The organism is Pseudomonas sp. MIACH (assembly GCF_001269925.1).
Taxonomy (GTDB): Bacteria; Pseudomonadota; Gammaproteobacteria; order Pseudomonadales; family Pseudomonadaceae; genus Aquipseudomonas.
On the sequence record NZ_LHVO01000002.1, the window covers coordinates 364,604 to 384,432 of the forward strand.

A 19,829-nucleotide genomic window follows, 5' to 3' on the forward strand; every position below is an offset into this window, starting at 1 on the left:
ATGCGGGTATGGATCGACGCCGACGCCTGCCCTCGGGCCGCCAAGGATCAGGTGGTGAAGTTTGCCCTCAAGCGCCAGTTTGAGGTCGTGCTGGTGGCCGGGCAGAGCCAGATCAAGCCGAGCTTCTCGTGTGTGAAGTTGATCGTGGTGCCCAGCGGCCCGGACGCAGCGGATGACTACCTGGTGGAACATGCAGTGCCCGGTGAATTGGTGATCTGCAGCGATGTGCCCCTGGCCGACCGGCTGGTGAAGAAGGGTGTCACTGCCCTCGACCCGCGTGGCAAGGAATTCAGCCCCGCGAACATGAGCGAGCGATTGGCGGTGCGTAACCTCTTCACCGATCTGCGTGAGCAAGGCCAGATGGGCGGTGGTCCACCGCCCCATGGGGAAAAGGACAAGCAGGCGTTTGCCAATGCGTTGGACCGGATCCTCACCCGTTTGATGAAGCCCGTGTAGGCGCGGGCTTCAGTCGTTCTCGTGGGTCAGTTCCAGCACCCGATCCACCAGCTTGTTGATACCGGAAGCCACCTCGCTGATGCTTTTACCGAGCATATAGGCCGGGGTGCTTACCAGTTTGCGGGCCTTGTCTTCTACGATGTCTTCAACCGTGCATTCCTGGTGGGTGGCGCCCATCTTGTCGAGGGCGGCGGCGGTATCGGTGTCGTTGCCGATGGTGCAGGTCACGCCCGGGCCGTAGATCTTCGCGGCCAGAGCCGGCGAAATGCAGATCAGGCCCACCGGCTTGCCAGCTTCGGCAAAGGCTTCAGCCAACGCCAGTACCTGCGGATTGACGCTGCAAGCAGCGCCCTCCAGCGCAAAGTCCGATAGGTTCTTCGCCGCACCAAACCCGCCGGGCACGATCAACGCATCGAAGTCTTCTGCATTCGCCTCGGCAATGTCCTGCACGGCGCCTCGGGCAATCCGCGCCGACTCCACCAGTACATTGCGCGACTCGGGCATTTCCTCGCCGGTGAGGTGGTTGATCACGTGCAACTGCGCAATGTTCGGTGCAAAGCATTGGACCTGAGCGCCGCGCTGATCCAGGCGCAGCAGGGTGATCACGCTTTCGTGGACCTCTGCGCCGTCGTACACGCCACAGCCGGAAAGGATCACTGCAATTTTTTTGCTCATGGGCATTTCTCCTGGGGTCTTGGCGTTAAATGTCTACTAATTTGTAACCTGTTGCCAATGGGATCTCACGCCGCTGCACCTAATCTTGATGTAACAAAAATAGACCGGACCAGACCATGGACTTCGTGCCTTACGCGGTACCGTTTTTCATTGCCTTGATCGTGGTGGAGCTGCTCGCGGACCGTTGGCGTGGCCAGCGCAACTACCGCGTGGCAGATGCCATCAACAGCCTCAGCACCGGCGTGCTGTCCACCACCACTGGCTTGTTGACCAAGGGCGTGGGGCTTTTGACCTATGCGTTCGCCCTCAAGCACCTGGCGTTGATCGAGCTGCCTGCCCAGAGTGTCTGGACCTGGGTGTTCGCATTTGTGTTCTACGACTTCTGTTATTACTGGCTGCACCGGATGGGGCACGAGCGCAACATCCTCTGGGCCGCGCATTCGGTGCATCACCAGAGCGAGGACTACAACCTCAGCACCGCCCTGCGCCAGACCAGCACCGGCTTCCTGCTGAGCTGGATTTTCTACCTGCCCCTGGCCGTGCTTGGCGTGCCGCTGGTGGTGTTTATCAGCGTGGCGTCCCTCAACCTGCTGTATCAATTCTGGGTGCATACCCGGCACGTGCCCAAGCTTGGCTGGTTCGAGTGGTTTTTCGTCACGCCATCCAATCATCGGGCCCACCATGCACAGAATGCTCTCTACATGGATCGCAACTACGGCGGGGTGTTCATTCTTTGGGACCGGCTGTTCGGTACCTTCCAGGAAGAAGACGACAACGAACCGGTGATTTTCGGCGTGACCACACCCTTGGCCAGTTGGAACCCGCTGTGGGCCAACCTGCAGTTTTATGCACAGCTTTGGAGTGATGCACGGCGTACCGAGAGTCGGTGGGACAAGCTGCGCATCTGGTTTATGCGCACCGGTTGGCGCCCGGCGGACGTGAAGGCCAAGTATCCATTGGCCAAGCCCGACTTGAGCCAGTTCCGCAAATTCGAAGTGCCGCTGGACACGCGCCAACAGGTCTATATCGCCCTGCAGTTCGCGGCGTATGTGGGGTTTGGCAGCTACTTGATGAATTTCGGCGAGGGGCTGCCCAGTGCAGCGCTGATTGTCGGCTGGAGTGCGATGGCGCTTGGGTTGTTTACCCTCGGCGTGGCCCTGGAGAATCGCCCATGGGCCTTAAAGGCCGAGCTGATGCGCCTGGCGCTGAATGTGCCGTTGGTGTGGCTGGCGCCGCTGGTCGGGCTGTGGCCGGCCAGCAACCTGGGCTGGCTGGGGCTGGCGAGCTACAGCCTGCTCAGCGGGATTGGCCTCTACTGCTGCAGAGGCCGGCTTACTCGACTGATGTCTTAGGGGGGGCTGCCGGGGCCGGCTCGGCGGCTGCGAGCCGTGCCTTGGCATCGGCACAGGCCTGGCGGGCGATGCGTGCGTTCTTGAAGCGGCGGCGCAGCCACAGGCCAAAGCCCAGCAACAGCAAGGCGCCCAGTACCCACAGCTCGTATTTCTTGACGCTGCCAAGCATGCCTTCCAGCACCGCGCCAAAGTGATAAGCCGCAGCCCCCAACGCGGCAGCCCAGATCGCGGCGCCGATACCGTTGAGGATCAGGTAGCGCATCGGTGGGTAACCGGAAAGACCAATGGCCACCGGCATCACCGTGCGCAATCCGTAGACGAAGCGGAAGCTCAGCACCCAGATATCCGGGTGCTTGCGGATGTGCTCCAGGGCCTTGTCGCCCATCAATTGCCAGCGCGGCTTGCGCGCCAACAGTTTGCGGCCGTGCTTGCGCCCCATGTAGTACCAAAGCTGATCGCCGGCGTAGCTGCCAAAGAAGGCAACGACCACCACCAGGTTGATATCCATGTATCCACGGAACGCCAGGAAGCCTGCGAGAACCAGGATGGTTTCGCCTTCGAAGAACGTGCCTAGGAAGAGGGCAAAGTAGCCGAAGTCATGCAGAAATTGTTGAAGCATGGTCTGGGTGCTGGCGAAATGAACGCGCAGCCTACGCCTTCGTGAACATTCGTGAAAGTATCGAGATGTGTCACGAAGTGAACAATTCCTACATAAACGACGAATGCGGCTACAGGTCGCGTCGATAAGCACAACTGTCATACCTTCGTCATAATGCCCGCTTATAACTGCAACGCTCGCCCGTAAACCCGGGCTCAGGAGTCTGTCGTGAGCTTTACCCCTGCCAATCGCCTGTTCCCTGCTACTCGCCTGCGCCGTAATCGCCGTGATGATTTTTCTCGCCGCCTGGTTCGTGAAAACGTACTGACGACGAATGATCTGATCCTGCCGGTGTTTGTGCTCGACGGCGAAAATCGTCGGGAAGCGGTGGCATCTATGCCAGGTGTAGAGCGCTTGACTGTTGATCTGCTGCTTGAAGAAGCCGCTGGTTGGGTCGAGTTGGGGATTCCGGCGTTGGCGTTGTTTCCGGTCACGCCGTCTGAACTCAAGTCCCTTGACGCTGCCGAAGCCTGGAACCCGAATGGGATCGCCCAGCGCGCCACCCGCGCCCTGCGCGAGCGTTTCCCGGAGCTGGGGGTGATCACCGATGTGGCGCTGGACCCGTTCACCACCCACGGTCAGGATGGCATTCTGGACGAAGACGGCTATGTTCAGAACGACATTACCGTCGATGCGTTGGTCAAACAGGCTTTGTCCCACGCGGCGGCAGGCGCCCAGGTGGTTGCGCCGTCGGACATGATGGATGGCCGTATCCAGGCGATTCGCGAAGCCCTGGAGCTGGCAGGCCACGTCAATGTGCGGATCATGGCCTACTCGGCCAAGTACGCCAGCGCCTACTACGGGCCGTTCCGCGATGCGGTGGGCTCGGCGCTGAACCTGGGCAAGGCCAACAAGGCTTCGTACCAGATGGACCCGGCCAACAGCCATGAAGCGCTGCACGAAGTGGCCGCCGACCTGGCCGAAGGCGCCGACATGGTGATGGTCAAGCCTGGGATGCCGTACCTGGACATCCTTTACCGGGTCAAAGAGGAATTCAAAGTGCCGACCTTTGTGTATCAGGTCAGTGGCGAATACGCCATGCACATGGCTGCAATACAAAATGGCTGGTTGAGTGAAGGGGTGATCCTTGAATCCTTGACGGCCTTTAAACGTGCCGGGGCTGATGGCATCCTGACCTATTTCGCCGCCCGCGCCGCCCAATTGCTTAGAGAGCAACAATAGCCCTCACAGGAACACTCGATGAATACCGAAGGACTCTCCGAAGTTGCCGTAAAAGACGCTCACCCGGTGGTGGAACAAGTCACCGAGACGCCCCCGGAACATGAGCCGGCCCCGCCTGCCGTGGTAGCCGAAGCGCCAACCCCGGCCCCGGTGGCCGCGGTGGTGACCAACCTGGATGACAGCAGCCTGTACATCCACCGTGAGCTGTCACAATTGCAATTCAACATCCGCGTGCTTGAACAGGCGCTGGATGAGTCCTACCCGTTGCTGGAACGCCTGAAATTCCTGCTGATTTTCTCCAGCAACCTGGACGAGTTCTTCGAGATCCGTGTCGCCGGCCTCAAGAAACAGATCACCTTCGCCCGTGAACAAGCCGGCGCCGACGGCCTGCAGCCGCACCAGGCCCTGGCGCGCATCAGCGAGCTGGTGCATGGTCATGTGGACCGCCAATACGCGATCCTCAACGACATCCTGCTGCCGGAACTGGAAAAACATCAGGTCCGCTTCATTCGTCGCCGCCACTGGACCACCAAGATCAAAACCTGGGTGCGCCGGTACTTCCGTGACGAGATTTCACCGATCATCACCCCCATCGGCCTCGACCCGACGCACCCGTTCCCATTGCTGGTGAACAAGAGCCTCAACTTTATCGTCGAGCTGGAAGGCATCGATGCCTTCGGCCGCGATTCGGGCCTGGCGATCATCCCGGCACCGCGTCTGCTGCCACGGATCATCAAGGTACCGGAAGAGGTGGGGGGCGCTGGCGACAACTATGTATTCCTGTCGTCAATGATCCACGCTCACGCCGATGACCTGTTCCAAGGCATGAAGGTCAAGGGCTGCTACCAGTTCCGCCTGACCCGTAACGCCGACCTGGCGCTGGACTCCGAAGACGTCGAAGACTTGGCCCGTGCCCTGCGCGGCGAGCTGTTCTCGCGGCGCTACGGCGATGCGGTGCGCCTGGAAGTGGCCGATACCTGCCCGAAACATCTGTCGGACTACCTGCTCAAGCAGTTCAACCTGGCCGAATCCGAGCTGTACCAGGTCAACGGCCCGGTGAACCTCACACGCCTGTTCAGCATCACTGGCCTGGACAGTCATCCGGAACTGCAATACACGCCGTTCACCCCGCAGATCCCGAAACTGCTGCAAAACAGCGAGAACATCTTCAGCGTGGTGAGCAAGCAGGACATCCTCCTGCTGCACCCGTTCGAGTCCTTCACTCCGGTGGTCGACCTGCTGCGCCAGGCCGCCAAGGACCCGCATGTATTGGCCGTACGCCAGACCCTGTACCGCAGCGGCGCCAACTCGGAAATCGTCGATGCCCTGGTAGACGCCGCGCGTAACGGCAAGGAAGTCACGGCGGTGATTGAGTTGCGGGCGCGCTTTGACGAAGAGTCGAACCTGCAACTGGCCAGCCGTCTGCAAGCGGCCGGTGCGGTCGTGATCTACGGCGTGGTCGGCTTCAAGACCCACGCCAAGATGATGCTGATCCTGCGTCGCGAAGCCGGTGAAATCGTGCGCTACGCCCACCTCGGTACTGGCAACTACCACGCCGGCAACGCCAAGCTCTACACCGACTACAGCCTGCTGACCTCCGACGATGCCTTGTGCGAAGACGTCGGCAAGTTGTTCAGCCAGTTGATCGGCATGGGCAAGACCTTGCGCATGAAGAAGCTGCTGCACGCGCCGTTCACCCTCAAGAAGGGCATGCTCGACATGATTGCCCGCGAGACCCAGTTCGCCCTCGACGGCAAACCGGCGCACATCATCGCCAAGTTCAACTCGCTGACCGATCCGAAGATCATCCGCGCGCTGTACAAGGCCAGCCAGTCCGGTGTGCGCATCGACCTGGTGGTGCGTGGCATGTGCTGCCTGCGTCCGGGCATTGTCGGTGTGTCGCATAACATCCATGTGCGCTCGATCATCGGCCGCTTCCTGGAGCACACCCGGGTGTTCTACTTCCTCAATGGGGGCGAAGAGCAGATGTTCCTCTCCAGCGCCGACTGGATGGAGCGCAACCTCGATAAGCGCGTGGAGACCTGCTTCCCGGTGGAAGGCAAGAAGCTGATCATGCGGGTCAAGAAGGAGCTGGAAAGCTACCTCACCGACAACACCCACAGCTGGAGCCTGCAGTCGGATGGCCGCTACGTGCGTAACACGCCGACCGGCAACCAGAACCCGCGCAGCGCCCAGGCGACGTTGCTGGAGAAGTTGGGCAGCCCGATTCTGTCGGTGAACTAACAGACAACACGCTCTGAAAATGTGGGAGGGGGCTTGCTCCCGATTACGGTGGTTCAGTCAAAGTATTCGCGACTGACACACCGTAATCGGGGGCAAGCCCCCTCCCACATTTGTTTTGCAGTGTTCTTTAGATCGGGTCAGCGCAGGTTCAGGCTGAACCCCACCCGTGTCAGCCACTCCGCTTCCTGGGCGAAGTCCGCCTGGGTCAGTTGGTTCTCATCCAGCCAGCCTTTCGGGAACACCACATCCAGGCTGTCGCCGTTGGCGCGCAGTGTCACCTGGGGCATTTCCTGGGTGCCACGGATATGGTGGAACAGGATCGCAAAGCGCAGCAGCACGCACAGGCGGATCAGCTTGATGCCTTCATCGCCGAACTCGGCAAACTTGTCCTTGGGGATATTGCGACGATGGCCGCGCACCAGCAGCGCGAGCATCTGCTGGTCTTCCCGGGAGAAGCCGGCCAGGTCGGAGTGCTCGATCAGGTAGGCGCCGTGCTTGTGATAATGGTAGTGGGCGATGTCCAGGCCCACTTCATGCACCTTGGCGGCCCAGCCCAGCAGTTCGCGCCATACGCCATCTTCCAGGTCCCAGTCCTCGGCCACCTGATCGAAGGCATGCAGGGCTTTGCGCTCCACACGGGCGGCCTGCTCCAGATCGACGTGATAACGCTCCATCAGCGAGCTGAGCGTGCGCTCACGCACGTCCTCGTGGTGATGGCGACCGAGCAGGTCATACAGCACGCCTTCACGCAGGGCGCCGTCACAGTGGTCCATGCGTTGCAGTTCGAGGGCGTCGAAGATCGCCTCAAGAATCGCCAGGCCGGCCGGGAAGATGGTGCGGCGGTCGGGCTTGATGCCGTCGAAGTCGATCTTTTCGGCATCCCCCAGCTTGAACAGCTTGCGTTTGAGCCACGCCAGGCCTTCGGCGTTGACCTCACCGGTGCCATGGCCGCCGGCTTTCAACGCCAGGCCGATGGCACGGATGGTGCCGGACGAGCCGATGGCTTCATCCCAGGTCAGGCGGTGCAGGGCGTGCTCGATACTCATGATCTCCAGCCGCGCCGCGGTGTAGGCCTGGGCATAGCGCGCCGGAGTGATCTTGCCGTCCTTGAAATAGCGTTGGGTATAGCTGACACAACCCATCTGCAGGCTTTCACGCAGCAGCGGCTCAAAGCGCTGGCCGATGATGAACTCGGTACTGCCGCCACCGATATCCGCCACCAGGCGCTTGCCGGGGGTATCGGCCAGGGTGTGGGACACGCCGAGATAGATCAGGCGTGCTTCTTCACGGCCGGAGATGACTTCTACAGGGTGTCCGAGGATCTCTTCGGCGCGGCGGATGAATTCGCCACGGTTGCGGGCTTCGCGCAAGGCGTTGGTGCCGACGATTCGCACGGCGCCCAGGGGCATGCCGTTGATCAGTTGAGCAAAACGCTTGAGGCAATCGAGCCCGCGCTGCATGGATTCTTCATTGAGCTGGCGCTCATCGTCGATCCCGGCAGCCAGTTGCACTTTCTCTCCGAGCCGCTCAAGGATGCGGATTTCGCCGTTCTGGGCCTTGGCCACGACCATGTGAAAGCTGTTGGAGCCCAGGTCGATGGCGGCGATCAGGGACAGATTCTTGGCTTGGAATTGCGGCATGGTTAGGGGGTCTCGGTCGATAACCTTGCCATCGTGCCACGATCGACCGCTGACGCCAACGCGTAGCGCCAGAGGATTTCCAATCAGCGCCTCGCGGGTAATCGTCGAGGCGGGTTGTAGGAAATGTTTGTGACAGTTGTATTACAAGAGCGACCCATGCGTAGTCTTTGTTTTTAGAAGCCTCTGTTTGCCGGATGAGTAACTAATTCCTACGTGGTTTTTTATTAGTCCTCCTGATTGTTATTTCAATTCGTACAGTAATTGTGCCGGTGTGGGAGGGCGGCTGCCGATTGCTCTTACGATGATTGAGATTTCTCCTGTTTTACTGAAGGGGCGAAGTGTTAATACTTTGGCTCGGCAATTGTGCCGTGGTGGTATTTGTTTATAGGTCGGGATCTCGGGTGGCGCTATGTTTTGAACGCCGGCTTGTGGAGTCTGTTTTTGCGGTTTTTGAAAGTTTAGCTGCGCACCTGTAAATGATTTCTGAGAGTGAGGTGATTGACAGATGATAAATAAAAGTACTCTGTTGGTGGGGATGATTCTTGCAGTTTCTGGCCTGAGTGCCCAAGCTGCGGATTTACGTGTCAAGGGCTCTATTGCCCCGGCCAGTTGTAGTTTTTCCATCACTCATTCGACCATTGATTATGGGCGAATCAATCCTGGTTCGTTGAGCGATACGAACTACACCAAGTTGGAAAAAAAAGGCACACCGTTTACTGTCAATTGCTCAGCGCCGATGATGGTTGGCATCAAGACGCTGGATAATCGTGCTTCCAGCAAAGTGCCTGGCATGATGCAGACCATGTATAACAAGACCTATCACGATGGGTTCAATTACGGGCTGGGTACTACGGCTAAAGGTGAAAACATCGGCGGTTATGTTGTTTTCATGGAAAATAACGTTGCCGATGGAAAAGCAGTTCTTCTTGCGCGATCCTTCAATAATGGCGGGGCGTGGCACTACACAGATCAAGTCCTGGGGCAACCGCCGGAGTTGGGCAGTTGGCGTTCAGGGTCCGCGTATACGCCTATCAGGTTGAAAGTTGTCTCGGGCAACCTGAGGGTGCAGCCAGTTATTAACAAGACCTCTGCGTTGACGATGAACAGCGAAATACGCCTGGATGGTCATACTACGCTGGAATTGGTCTATCTCTAAGAAACCTATCTGCGGTGTTCGCTGCAGTGAATCGACGCCATTGACGGCCTTGGGCATGTTTCCCTTGTTGCTGCGTTTTGAAAATCAATCGATCAAGGAAGATAAGTTGTTGGGCGTCATTGATGACGTTGAATGAGGGCTCGGTGGGTGATTAAAAAGAAAGTTTTTTTATTAATGGGGCTGTTTTTTGGCGTTGCTGGTATGAACGCCCACGCAGCTGATGTACGCGTTAAAGGGACTATTGCTCCCGCAAGTTGCAGCTTTACGATAACCAATTCGGTGTTTGACTACGGCATGATTCGGCCGAGCTCGCTGAGCGCCACCCATTACACCAGGCTGGATAAGAAAAGTACGCCTTTCATAGTCAGGTGTGACGCACCTACCTTGGTAAGCATCAGGACTCAGGACAATCGAGCAAGCAGTAAAGTGCCTGGGATGATGCAGAGTGCATTTAACGCAACCTATGTCGACGCCTTCAACTATGGCCTGGGTACTTCGTCCAAAGGTGAGAAGGTGGGCGGTTACGTCATGTTCATGGCGAATACCGTTGCTGACGGCAAGTCTGTCAGGGTTAATGGGTCTAACAATAACGGTGCTACCTGGAGTTTCGGCGACGGAGCCCTGGCACAACCCCCGCATTTGACAAGTTGGGCCTCTGGCACCGCCACGCCGATTAGGTTGTCCGTTGTTTCTGGAAACCTGCAAGTTCAAGGCGTCATCAATAAGACCTCCGCTTTCTCCATCGGTGAAGGCCTCAGTCTGGATGGGCATGCCACATTAGAGTTGCGCTACTTGTAAACAAGGCTGGGTCGGCGAGCGCAGGTTGAAACTTCGACTGTTTGAAGTTTTAACCTGCGTTGGCTGTTTTGCTGTGCTCGAAGTAAAGGACAGAACGAATGGGTATCTTCTCGAAGTCAACGTTTTTTTCTGCGTTATGCGTGTGCTTTAGCTTTGTTTTATGCGGTGCAGCGCACGCCGATGGCATGGAGCCTGAAACCACTGTCATCGTGCTGAATGAAGCGGATGGTGAGGTCAGCATTAACGTCAAAAACACTGACGCCAAGCCTGCGCTGCTCCATGCGGCAATTGAAGATGTGCCTGAAGATCTTGAGCCGCTGGTGATTGTTACTCCGCCTGTTTCTCGGGTGGATGCTGGCGAATTACAAATGGTGAGGTTTCTGGCGGTCGGCAAGGAACCGCTCAAGACCCAGCGTTTGAAACGTGTGACCTTCGAGGGTATTCCACAAACCCAACCTGGGTCGGGGGCGACGATCGGTATCAGCCTGCGACAAAACCTGCCATTGATTCTCCACCCCAAAGGCCTGCCCCAGCACAATGCGCCTTGGGAACTGCTGACCTGGAGTCTCCAGGGCAAAACCTTGAGCGTGCGTAACGACAGTCCCTATGTCGTTCGTCTGGCGGCTGAGGTGCAACTGAACCCGCAAAAAGCCAAAGCCTATCTTTCACGCACCTATGTCCTGCCGGGTGAGGTGCTGAGCACCGAGTTTTCGAGCCCCAGCCCTGATGCCACATCAGTCACCATCGCGCCTGCCACGGTCTATGGATTTACCGTAGATAACTACGATGCCCTGCTCGTAGCCAACACGCCGTGACTGCGTATGAGAAAAATAAACGAGGTCAACGGCGCAGTTCGTAACAACCGACGTAACGCGAAAAAGACCGAAGCGTCCTTTACGTTCCACCGAGTCAGTTTCTCTGTCTGCATCGCAATGTTCTCGGGCGTCGCTGGGCCTGTGTATGCCGGGCCTGGGGCGTCTACCCTGGGGTTCGATCTGGCGATCTTGGCGCATCGCGGGCTTGATCCATCGGTTGCCCGCTATTTTCAGAATGCACCACGCTTCAGTGAAGGCGTTCGGGTCGTCGATCTGAGCGTTAATGGCGAGCGTATTGGATTGACCGATGCGCGGTTCAACCATGAGGGGGAGCTGTGCTTTACCCGTGGGTTGTTGGACCAAGCAGGCCTGCGTGTACCCGCCTCGGTGATAGACAAACAGGTTGCCGCTGATCAGGCCTGCCATGACTTTCTTGCCGAGTTTCCCAGCACGGTATTGAACCTGCGCCCAGGCAGCGAAGAAGTGTCGCTCGTGGTTCCAACCCAAGCGATGCGTGAGCCGCAACGAGGTACTGGGCATTTCGCCCGAGGAGGCACGGCCGGCCTGCTCAACTATGACTTGCAAGGGATCAACAGCCATTCGCGAGAGGCCAGGGGCCGTTTTCTGTCGGCGTCGACGGAGGTCGGATTCAACCTCGGCGATTGGATTGCCCGCAGCCGTCAGCTCTATATCTCTACCGATGGTCGCTCACAGACAGAGCATTTGTACGCTTATGCGCAACGAGACATTGCGTCGTTGGCGTCTACGTTTCAGGTGGGGCAGATATCGGGTAGCAGTTCTGTATTTGGTGGTGTGCAACTGACCGGTTTTCAGCTGTCTCCGGACGGTGTCGAAGGCGGTGGCGGCAGCAATGGCGTGGTGGTCGAAGGCCAGGCCCTGAGCCAATCGCGCGTAGAGGTGCGTCAGTCGGGGGCACTGATCTACACCACCGTCGTGCCGGAAGGGCCATTTGCGCTGAGCAACCTGCCGCTGCTCAACGGCACGAGCGACCTTGAAGTCCGGGTTATCGAAACCCGTGGCGGGCAGCGTAGCTTCGTCGTGCCAGCCGCTTCTTTTCGCGGTGCGGTGCCGGTGAAATCAGGGTATACCGCAGCCGTCGGCAAGGTTCGGGATGTGGACCGCAGCGGTGCCGATGAACCGCTGCTGGCCATGGGTACCGGGACCTGGGCCCTCACTGCCGATACCGCCCTCAGTTCGGGTGTGCAGCTTACCGATCATTACCATTCGGTGGGGTTGGCACTGGACAGTCATTTCGCCCAGCGATTCTCTGTTGGCCTGCGTAACAACGTTTCGCAGGACAGCAAGAACAGCGTGCGGGGTGTGGGTAACAGCGTCTCCTTGGGCAGCGCCTTGCCGGGTGACGTGCACTTGACGTTGAGCGCTACGACCCAGACACCCGGTTATCGCGATGTGCTCGATACCTTGCGCAATGAGAGGGGCGACGGAACGGACTCGCGTTTCAAGCACCAATACACGGCGGGGTTGAACTGGGCGAACCCACAGTTTGGCGGATTCGCGGTCGGATACACCCGTGCTGCACATTTCAACAACCGCACCTCCCAGCATGTCCACGCCTCCTGGAACAAGCCTTTCAAGTACGCCAATGTCGGTGTGAGCGTGGATTCGCAGCTGGGCGCTTCCGGCGATAACAAGGATGACAACGATGGGGTCGGCATTCGATTGCAGGTCAGTGCTCCGTTGGGGAGCGATCGCTCGCTGACTTCCACCGCCAGGCGCCAGGGAAGTCGATCGAGTATCGGTACAGCTTTCAGTGAGCGCGTCGACGACACGCTCAATTATGAACTGCGTGCCGACAGCGACCTGGGCGCGGCCGCCCGGCATGCGCTGGGCGGTACGCTCAACACGACGTCCCGTTATGCCCAACTGGGCCTGGGCGTTAACCGGGACTCGAGCAACACCAGCTATAGCGGGCAGTTGCAGGGCGCGATTGTGGCTCATGAGCGCGGGCTGACGCTCTCACCGTACAGGGTCGAGGACACGTTTGGGGTCGTGTCGGTTGGCGATGTTTCAGGCGCGCGCATCACCACGCCCCAGGGGCCTGTATGGACTGATCGCTGGGGCATGGCGGTGATCCCCGGTTTGCCTGCCTATCAGGCCAGTCTGGTCGAGGTGGAAGGCAAATCCCTGCCACGCCAGATCGATATCAAGAACGGCATCAAAAGCCTGGAGGCTGGGCGAGGTTCGTTCAGCACGGTCGACTTTGACGTGGTGAAGGTCCGACGGGTGCTGTTGCGTGCCGTTGACCCAGGTGGCCAACCGTTGGCCAAAGGCGCTTCGGTGCTGGCCGCAGACAATACCTTCCTGACCACAGTCGTCGGAGACGGCCTGATTTTCCTCAACAGCATCGATGCGCCACAAGCCCTGACCGTGTCATCGCCGAACGCGACGTCCTGCAAACTGCAACTCGACCTGTCGGAACAAAACGATGAGGGCCAACTTTATGAAAGCACAGTGGCGATCTGCAGCTAGCGGTGCCCTGGCGCCGGGAGCGCTTGGGGTTCTGGTAAGCCTGTTGACGGTTTTTGAGGCCTCGGCTTCCGAGTGCCGCCTCTCAGTGAGCCAGCCACACATTGATTACGGGCTTCTGCGCCCCGCTACAACGCCCGAGCCGCGCGGGATTTTCCTGGGTAAACGCATGGTGCGTCTGAACGTGGTGTGCTCAGAGGCTACGGTGATTGCCGTGCGTTTTCTGGGACTGCCGGCCGACGCCCAGGGTTTCAGGTTCGGCCGGGAGGGGCGGTTTGACCTGACGCTGCAGCAGCCACTGCTGGATGGCCAGGCGATAGAGTTGGCACCGCTGCACAACCGCGCCGAGCGCAGTGGTCAACTGCGGCCGGACCAGGCGCTGGTGGCGCTGAAGGCTGGACAGCCTGTCAGGGGGCGGGTTTTTTCTGCACAGGTGCAGGTCGACACCTTTCTATCGAACCCCGCGCCCTCAGTACGCGATAAAACGTTGCTGGAGGGTAGCGGGCGTTTTGAATGGGTGCCGGGTGGTTGAGCGATCAGGCGTGGGCTTCGGTCGTGCCGATGAAGTTCGCCAGTTCGGCGGTCTGCGGGTTGGCAAACAGTACCTTTGGATCACCGACTTCATGCACCTTGCCCTGGTGCATGAACACCAGCTTGTCGCCGACTTCCCGGGCAAAGCGCATTTCGTGGGTGACCATGATCAGGGTCATGCCGTCCTTGGCCAATTGGCGGACCACGCTGAGCACTTCATTGACCAGCTCCGGGTCCAGGGCCGAAGTGATTTCATCGCACAGCAGTACCTTGGGTGACATCGCCAGCGCACGGGCAATGGCAACGCGTTGCTGCTGGCCACCTGAGAGGCGATCGGGAAAGGCGTCGAACTTCTCGCCCAGGCCAACACGCTCCAGCATCTGCCGCGCCAATTGCGCCGCCTTGGCCTTAGGCACTTTTTGCACGACCTGCGGTGCGAGCATGACGTTTTCGCCGACGGTCAGGTGCGGGAACAGGTTGAATTGCTGGAACACCATGCCGACCTTCTGCCGCAGGCTGCGCAGGTCGGCGCGGGCGGCATCGAGGTATTCGCCATCGACCTCGATCACGCCGTCGTTGATGGATTCCAGGCCATTGAGGGTCCGCAGCAAGGTGGACTTGCCCGAGCCGCTGCGGCCGATGATTGCCACCACCTGGCCTTCTTCAACGGTCAGGTCGATGCCCTTGAGGACGTGGTGATCGCCGTAATACTTATGCAGGGCGGAAATTCTAAGCAGAGGCATGCAGTCTCCTTTCCAGGTAGCGCGCACTGAGGGACAAGGGGTAGCAGAGCAGGAAGTAACCGAGGGCCACCAGGCCGTAGACCATAAAGGGCTCGAAGGTGGCGTTGGCGAGCATGCCGCCGGTCTTGGTCAGTTCGGTGAAGCCGATGATCGAGGTCACGGCGGTGCCTTTGACCACCTGCACCGAGAAACCCACGGTGGGCGCCACGGCGATGCGTAGGGCTTGGGGCAGGATCACGTAGCGCAGTTGTTCAAGGGGGTTCAACGCCAGGCTGGCCGACGCCTCCCACTGCCCGTGGGCAATGGAGTCGACACAACCGCGCCAGATCTCGGCGAGGTAGGCGCTGGTAAACAGCGTCAGGGCAATCGCCGCTGCCAGCCAGGGTGAAATATCCACCCCCAGCAGGGCGATGCCGAAGAACACCAGGAACAGCTGCATCAGCAGCGGCGTGCCCTGGAACAGCTCGATATAGGTACGCGCAAGATTGCGCGCGAATGCCTTGCTGCTGATGCGCATGGTCATCACCAGCAAGCCGATCAGGCCGCCGCCGACAAACGCCACCAGCGACAGCAACAGCGTCCACTGCAGGCCCGTGAGCAGGTTGCGCACGATGTCCCAGAAGGAAAAATCACTCATCGGCTGTTCCTCATCACAAAGCGGCGGCCGATCCAGTTGAGCAACTGGCGAATCATCAACGCCATGCACAGGTACACCAGGGTGGTCAGGGCATAGGTTTCAAACGCACGGAAATTGCGCGACTGGATAAAGTTGGCGGCGAAGCTCAGTTCCTCGGTGGCGATCTGTGAACACACCGCCGAACCGAGCATCACGATGATGATCTGGCTGCTCAGGGCCGGCCACACCTTGCCCAGTGCCGGCAGCAGCACCACATGGCGGAACGCTTCGAAACGCGTCATCGCCAACGCGGCGGCGGCCTCCAGTTGTCCGCGTGGGATCGCCTGGATGCCGGCGCGGATGATCTCCGTGGAGTAGGCCCCCAGATTGATCACCATCGCCAGGATCGCCGCCTGCCACTCAGTGATTTTCAAGCCCAGTGACGGCAGGCCGAAGAAAATGAAGAACAACTGCACGAGGAACGGCGTGTTGCGGATCAACTCGACATAGACGCCGAAGAACCAGGCAAATGGCTGGATTTTCCACGCCCGCACCACCGCGCCGACGGTGCCCAGGGCCACCCCCAGGATCGCACCGATGGCCGTCAGCTCAAGGGTGAACAACGCGCCGCGCAACAGCAGATCGGTATTGGCCAGCACCGGCACAAAGTCAAATTGATACGCCATGAGTCAGCTCCGTCGTCTCAAAGATCGGCGGGCAGCGGCTCTTTCAGCCATTGCATCGCGTTCTTTTCCAGGCTGCCGTCAGCTTTGGCCGCGACCAGGATCTGGTTGACCTTCTCCAGCAGCGCCGGCTCGTTCTTGTTCACGCCCACGTAGACCGGCGAGTCCTTGAGTTTCACTTTCAGTGCCGGCACGCGTTTCGGGTTGCGTTCGCTGATCGCCACCATCACCACGTTGCCGCTGGCGATCAGGTCGACCTGGCCGGCCAGGTAGGCAGCGATGGTGGAGTTGTTGTCTTCGAAGCGCTTGATGGTGGCTTCCTTGGGCGCTACGGCGGTCAGCTCGATGTCCTCGATGGCGCCACGGGTCACGCTGATGGTCTTGCCCTTGAGGTCGTCGGTGCTGCTGATGGCGGCGTCAGGCGGGCCGAATACGGCCAGGTAGAACGGTGCGTAGGCTTTGGAGAAATCGATGACCTTTTCGCGCTCGGGGTTCTTGCCCAGGCTGGAGATCACCAGGTCGACCTTGCCGGTGGTGAGGAAGGGGATGCGGTTGGTGCTGTTGACCGGGGTCAGTTCCAGTTTGACCTTGAGCTGGTCGGCCAGCAGCTTGGCGGTGTCGATGTCCAGGCCGCGGGGCTTCATGTCGGGGCCGACCGAGCCAAACGGCGGGAAGTCCTGGGGCACGGCGACCTTGAGGGTGCCACGGGCGACGATATCGTCCAGACCGTTGGCCTGGGCGGGTGCCTGGCTCAGCATCAGGCTGGCAAACAGGGCAGTGAGCAGGGCGCTGTAGCGCTTGGTCATGGCAACTCTCCGAGAAGGGCGAAGGAATTTTCTGGATTTGCTCAGTGCATAGCCCATGCCAGTACGGCTTGGATGGTCTGCGGGGCCGGAGTTTGTTGAGCTGTAGTGGTCTTACTGGTCTGAACAGTGCTGGGAGTTTTCGCACCCTTTTCGAGCGTCGGTAAAACCCCGCGAGCCCCTTTGGGGCGTGGCTTGCCGTGGGCCACGAATAGCTTTACAACTGGCCGCTCTGTTGACGCGAACCTCGAGTTTTTTATGAATTCCATCGCCCAAGCCGTACCGGAAGCGGCCCTGCAGGCCATCCGCAAACTGATCAAGGAGCAGGGCTTTGGGCCAGGCGATGCACTGCCCTCCCAGCGCGACTTGGCGCTGCAGTTGGGCGTGAGCCGGGCATCGTTGCGTGAGGCGCTGTCGTCCTTGAGCGCTTTGGGTGTGGTCAGTGTGCAGCCGGGCAAAGGCGTGTTCGTGCAGACGGCGGATGACGCGCCGGGCTTTGCCTGGCCTTTCGCAGCCCAGGCCACGCCGCTGGATATCTTCCAGTTGCGCTATGCGCTGGAGGGATTTGCGGCGGGGTTGGCGGCGGTCACGCTGACGATCGATGAGCTGGACAGCCTGGAAGACAACGTCGAAGCGATGCGCAAGGTGCTCAAGGCCGGCGACTTCGAAGCGGCCGCACGGCTGGACTTCGAATTTCACCAGCGCATCCTGCTGGCCAGCGGCAACCAGGCGATGGTGAGCATCCTGAGTGCCAGTGCCGAGGTGTTTCTGGAAAGCCAGAAACTACCGTTCATCCGGCCGGAGCGGGCCATGGAAACCTGGCAGGAACATCGCAAGATCCTGCGGGCCCTGGCCCGGCGTGCCAGTGCGTCGGCGCAGAAAACCATGCAGGAGCATGTACGCTATGCGGCATTGCGCACGGGAATCGCCTTTGTGACTCCCGTTACGCCGTGAGTTGGGTTATACCCAAACTCATGCGCCATCATAGGAAGACTCAATCAGAGGCGGCTTCCTGAACGGGGGAAGGGCGGCTATGATGGGCAACGTTTTTTTTGCTTACAATCCGGAGACATCCATGAGCAACGATCTTATCAAGCACGTCACCGACGCGACCTTTGAGGCCGAAGTACTCAAGGCTGCTGGCCCGGTGCTGGTTGACTACTGGGCTGAATGGTGTGGCCCTTGCAAAATGATCGCTCCGGTCCTGGACGACATTGCAACCGCCTACGAAGGCAAACTGACCATTGCCAAGCTGAACATCGACGACAACCAGGAAACCCCGGCCAAGCATGGCGTGCGCGGTATTCCTACGTTGATGCTGTTCAAGAACGGCAACGTCGAAGCCACTAAGGTGGGCGCGCTGTCGAAGTCTCAGCTGCAAGCTTTCCTCGACGCGAACATCTAAGCGTCGTCAAAAAGGCCCCGCAAATTGCGGGGCTTTTTCGTGAAACAGGGCTAGACGCTCCGAAACTCAGGTGGTACATTCGGCCCCGCACTGGTTTCTCCACTGCCCCCTGCAAGCCGTCGCCGACGCATTCCTTTTCGATTAGTACGCGATCCTGTCGCCTTCTCTGCGGCGCGGCCTCATTAAGCCAAAAGCTTAATTTCCCCCCTCCATAAATGATTACGTCATTCCTATATGAATCTGACTGAACTCAAGCAAAAGCCGATTACCGACCTGCTCCAACTGGCCGAAGAAATGGGCATAGAAAATATGGCCCGTTCGCGCAAGCAGGACGTGATTTTCTCCCTGCTGAAAAAGCACGCGAAAAGCGGCGAGGAAATCTCCGGTGATGGCGTGCTGGAGATTCTCCAGGACGGCTTCGGCTTCCTCCGCTCTGCAGACGCCTCCTATCTCGCCGGCCCAGACGATATCTATGTCTCGCCGAGCCAGATCCGTCGCTTCAACTTGCGCACCGGTGACACCATCGTTGGCAAGATCCGCCCACCGAAGGAAGGCGAGCGTTACTTCGCCCTGCTCAAGGTCGACACGATCAACTTCGATCGTCCCGAGAACGCGAAAAACAAGATTCTCTTCGAGAACCTGACGCCGCTGTTCCCGACCGTGCGCATGAAGATGGAAGCCGGTAACGGTTCCACCGAAGACCTGACCGGTCGCGTGATCGACCTGTGCGCCCCGATCGGCAAAGGCCAGCGTGGCCTGATCGTCGCCCCGCCGAAAGCCGGTAAGACCATCATGCTGCAGAACATTGCAGCGAACATCGCACGTAACAATCCTGAAGTTCACCTGATCGTATTGCTGATCGATGAGCGTCCGGAAGAAGTAACCGAAATGCAGCGCACCGTGCGCGGCGAAGTGGTTGCCTCGACGTTCGATGAGCCGCCGACCCGCCACGTGCAGGTTGCCGAAATGGTGATCGAGAAGGCCAAGCGCCTGGTCGAACACAAGAAGGACGTGGTGATCCTGCTCGACTCCATCACCCGTCTGGCCCGCGCCTACAACACTGTGATCCCGAGCTCCGGCAAGGTCCTCACCGGTGGTGTCGATGCCCACGCCCTGGAGAAACCGAAGCGTTTCTTCGGCGCCGCGCGGAACATCGAAGAAGGCGGCTCGCTGACCATTATCGCCACCGCACTGGTTGAAACCGGTTCGAAGATGGACGAAGTGATCTACGAAGAGTTCAAGGGTACCGGCAACATGGAACTGCCCCTGGACCGTCGCATCGCGGAAAAACGCGTGTTCCCGGCGATCAACATCAACCGCTCCGGCACCCGCCGCGAAGAGTTGCTGACCGCCGACGACGAACTGCAGCGCATGTGGATCCTGCGCAAGCTGCTGCACCCGATGGACGAAGTTGCGGCCATCGAGTTCCTGATCGACAAGTTGAAAACCACCAAGACCAACGACGAGTTCTTCCTGTCGATGAAACGTAAGTAATACGACGTTTCAGGTCCGAAAGAATGGCGCCTCCAGGGGCGCCATTTTTTTTTGCGCGTTTTTTAAGCCT

Annotated in this window: 19 protein-coding genes; 12 read left to right on the forward strand and 7 right to left on the reverse strand. The window is 59.2% G+C overall.

All coding sequences use genetic code 11. From position 1 onward, the window contains the following. Positions 1 to 456 (forward strand): YaiI/YqxD family protein, encoded by a 456-nt coding sequence (locus AD670_RS01685; RefSeq protein ID WP_053127758.1) that lies wholly within the window; start codon positions 1 to 3, stop codon positions 454 to 456. Positions 457 to 465: 9 nt separating this feature from the next. On the opposite strand, the gene elbB is transcribed toward AD670_RS01685, so the two are convergent. Continuing rightward, positions 466 to 1,131, reverse strand: a complete 666-nt coding sequence (gene elbB, locus AD670_RS01690) for an isoprenoid biosynthesis glyoxalase ElbB (protein WP_053127760.1) — start codon at positions 1,129 to 1,131, stop codon at positions 466 to 468. Positions 1,132 to 1,247: 116 nt separating this feature from the next. On the opposite strand from elbB, the gene AD670_RS01695 reads away from it, so the two are divergent. Further along, positions 1,248 to 2,483, forward strand: a complete 1,236-nt coding sequence (locus AD670_RS01695) for a sterol desaturase family protein (RefSeq protein ID WP_053127762.1) — start codon at positions 1,248 to 1,250, stop codon at positions 2,481 to 2,483. On the opposite strand, the gene AD670_RS01700 is transcribed toward AD670_RS01695, so the two are convergent. Beyond that, positions 2,464 to 3,102, reverse strand: coding sequence for a DedA family protein (locus AD670_RS01700; RefSeq protein WP_053127764.1), 639 nt, complete (start codon positions 3,100 to 3,102; stop codon positions 2,464 to 2,466). The two genes, AD670_RS01695 and AD670_RS01700, sit on opposite strands and share 20 nt — an antisense overlap. Positions 3,103 to 3,309: 207 nt before the next feature. Here AD670_RS01700 and hemB point away from each other — a divergent pair, with 207 nt between their 5' ends. Further along, on the forward strand, positions 3,310 to 4,323 hold the full coding sequence (hemB, locus tag AD670_RS01705) for a porphobilinogen synthase (RefSeq protein ID WP_053127766.1): 1,014 nt from the start codon (positions 3,310 to 3,312) through the stop codon (positions 4,321 to 4,323). 18 nt (positions 4,324 to 4,341) lie between these two features. After that, the gene (gene ppk1, locus AD670_RS01710; protein ID WP_053127768.1) at positions 4,342 to 6,567 is read left to right on the forward strand and encodes a polyphosphate kinase 1; all 2,226 of its coding nucleotides are present in this window, start codon (positions 4,342 to 4,344) and stop codon (positions 6,565 to 6,567) included. A gap of 137 nt (positions 6,568 to 6,704) precedes the next feature. Here ppk1 and ppx read toward each other — a convergent pair whose 3' ends face one another. After that, on the reverse strand, positions 6,705 to 8,207 hold the full coding sequence (ppx, locus tag AD670_RS01715) for an exopolyphosphatase (RefSeq protein WP_053127771.1): 1,503 nt from the start codon (positions 8,205 to 8,207) through the stop codon (positions 6,705 to 6,707). A gap of 505 nt (positions 8,208 to 8,712) precedes the next feature. Here ppx and AD670_RS30440 point away from each other — a divergent pair. From AD670_RS30440 to AD670_RS01740, 5 genes are all read left to right on the forward strand, one after another. Further along, positions 8,713 to 9,363, forward strand: a complete 651-nt coding sequence (locus AD670_RS30440; protein ID WP_082340885.1) for a DUF1120 domain-containing protein — start codon at positions 8,713 to 8,715, stop codon at positions 9,361 to 9,363. Between the two features lie 147 nt (positions 9,364 to 9,510). Then, positions 9,511 to 10,161 (forward strand): DUF1120 domain-containing protein, encoded by a 651-nt coding sequence (locus AD670_RS01725; protein ID WP_172681430.1) that lies wholly within the window; start codon positions 9,511 to 9,513, stop codon positions 10,159 to 10,161. 98 nt (positions 10,162 to 10,259) lie between these two features. Next, complete coding sequence (locus tag AD670_RS01730) at positions 10,260 to 10,976, forward strand: fimbria/pilus chaperone family protein (protein ID WP_082340886.1); 717 nt, start codon at positions 10,260 to 10,262, stop codon at positions 10,974 to 10,976. 6 nt (positions 10,977 to 10,982) lie between these two features. Continuing rightward, entirely contained in the window at positions 10,983 to 13,487 is a 2,505-nt protein-coding gene (locus AD670_RS01735) for a fimbria/pilus outer membrane usher protein (RefSeq protein ID WP_256243845.1), read from the forward strand. Positions 13,488 to 13,653: 166 nt separating this feature from the next. After that, entirely contained in the window at positions 13,654 to 14,016 is a 363-nt protein-coding gene (locus tag AD670_RS01740) for a hypothetical protein (protein ID WP_156338055.1), read from the forward strand. Between the two features lie 4 nt (positions 14,017 to 14,020). Here AD670_RS01740 and AD670_RS01745 read toward each other — a convergent pair whose 3' ends face one another. The 4 genes from AD670_RS01745 to AD670_RS01760 are packed head-to-tail and all read right to left on the reverse strand — an operon-like array spanning position 14,021 to position 16,863. Beyond that, the gene (locus tag AD670_RS01745; RefSeq protein ID WP_027608358.1) at positions 14,021 to 14,758 is read right to left on the reverse strand and encodes an amino acid ABC transporter ATP-binding protein; all 738 of its coding nucleotides are present in this window, start codon (positions 14,756 to 14,758) and stop codon (positions 14,021 to 14,023) included. Next, a complete protein-coding gene (locus AD670_RS01750; protein ID WP_053127783.1) occupies positions 14,745 to 15,395 on the reverse strand; it encodes an amino acid ABC transporter permease in 651 nt (216 codons plus the stop codon). Before AD670_RS01750 ends, AD670_RS01745 begins: the two co-directional genes overlap by 14 nt. Further along, on the reverse strand, positions 15,392 to 16,060 hold the full coding sequence (locus tag AD670_RS01755; RefSeq protein ID WP_053127786.1) for an amino acid ABC transporter permease: 669 nt from the start codon (positions 16,058 to 16,060) through the stop codon (positions 15,392 to 15,394). Before AD670_RS01755 ends, AD670_RS01750 begins: the two co-directional genes overlap by 4 nt. A gap of 17 nt (positions 16,061 to 16,077) precedes the next feature. Continuing rightward, complete coding sequence (locus AD670_RS01760; protein ID WP_017530859.1) at positions 16,078 to 16,863, reverse strand: transporter substrate-binding domain-containing protein; 786 nt, start codon at positions 16,861 to 16,863, stop codon at positions 16,078 to 16,080. Between the two features lie 255 nt (positions 16,864 to 17,118). Here AD670_RS01760 and AD670_RS01765 point away from each other — a divergent pair, with 255 nt between their 5' ends. The 3 genes from AD670_RS01765 to rho all read left to right on the forward strand — a co-directional run bounded on the left by AD670_RS01765 (position 17,119) and on the right by rho (position 19,759). Beyond that, on the forward strand, positions 17,119 to 17,814 hold the full coding sequence (locus AD670_RS01765; RefSeq protein ID WP_053127788.1) for a FadR/GntR family transcriptional regulator: 696 nt from the start codon (positions 17,119 to 17,121) through the stop codon (positions 17,812 to 17,814). A gap of 121 nt (positions 17,815 to 17,935) precedes the next feature. Further along, complete coding sequence (gene trxA, locus AD670_RS01770; RefSeq protein ID WP_053127790.1) at positions 17,936 to 18,265, forward strand: thioredoxin TrxA; 330 nt, start codon at positions 17,936 to 17,938, stop codon at positions 18,263 to 18,265. A gap of 234 nt (positions 18,266 to 18,499) precedes the next feature. After that, a complete protein-coding gene (rho, locus tag AD670_RS01775; RefSeq protein WP_003176825.1) occupies positions 18,500 to 19,759 on the forward strand; it encodes a transcription termination factor Rho in 1,260 nt (419 codons plus the stop codon). The last annotated feature ends 70 nt before the right edge of the window (positions 19,760 to 19,829 follow it).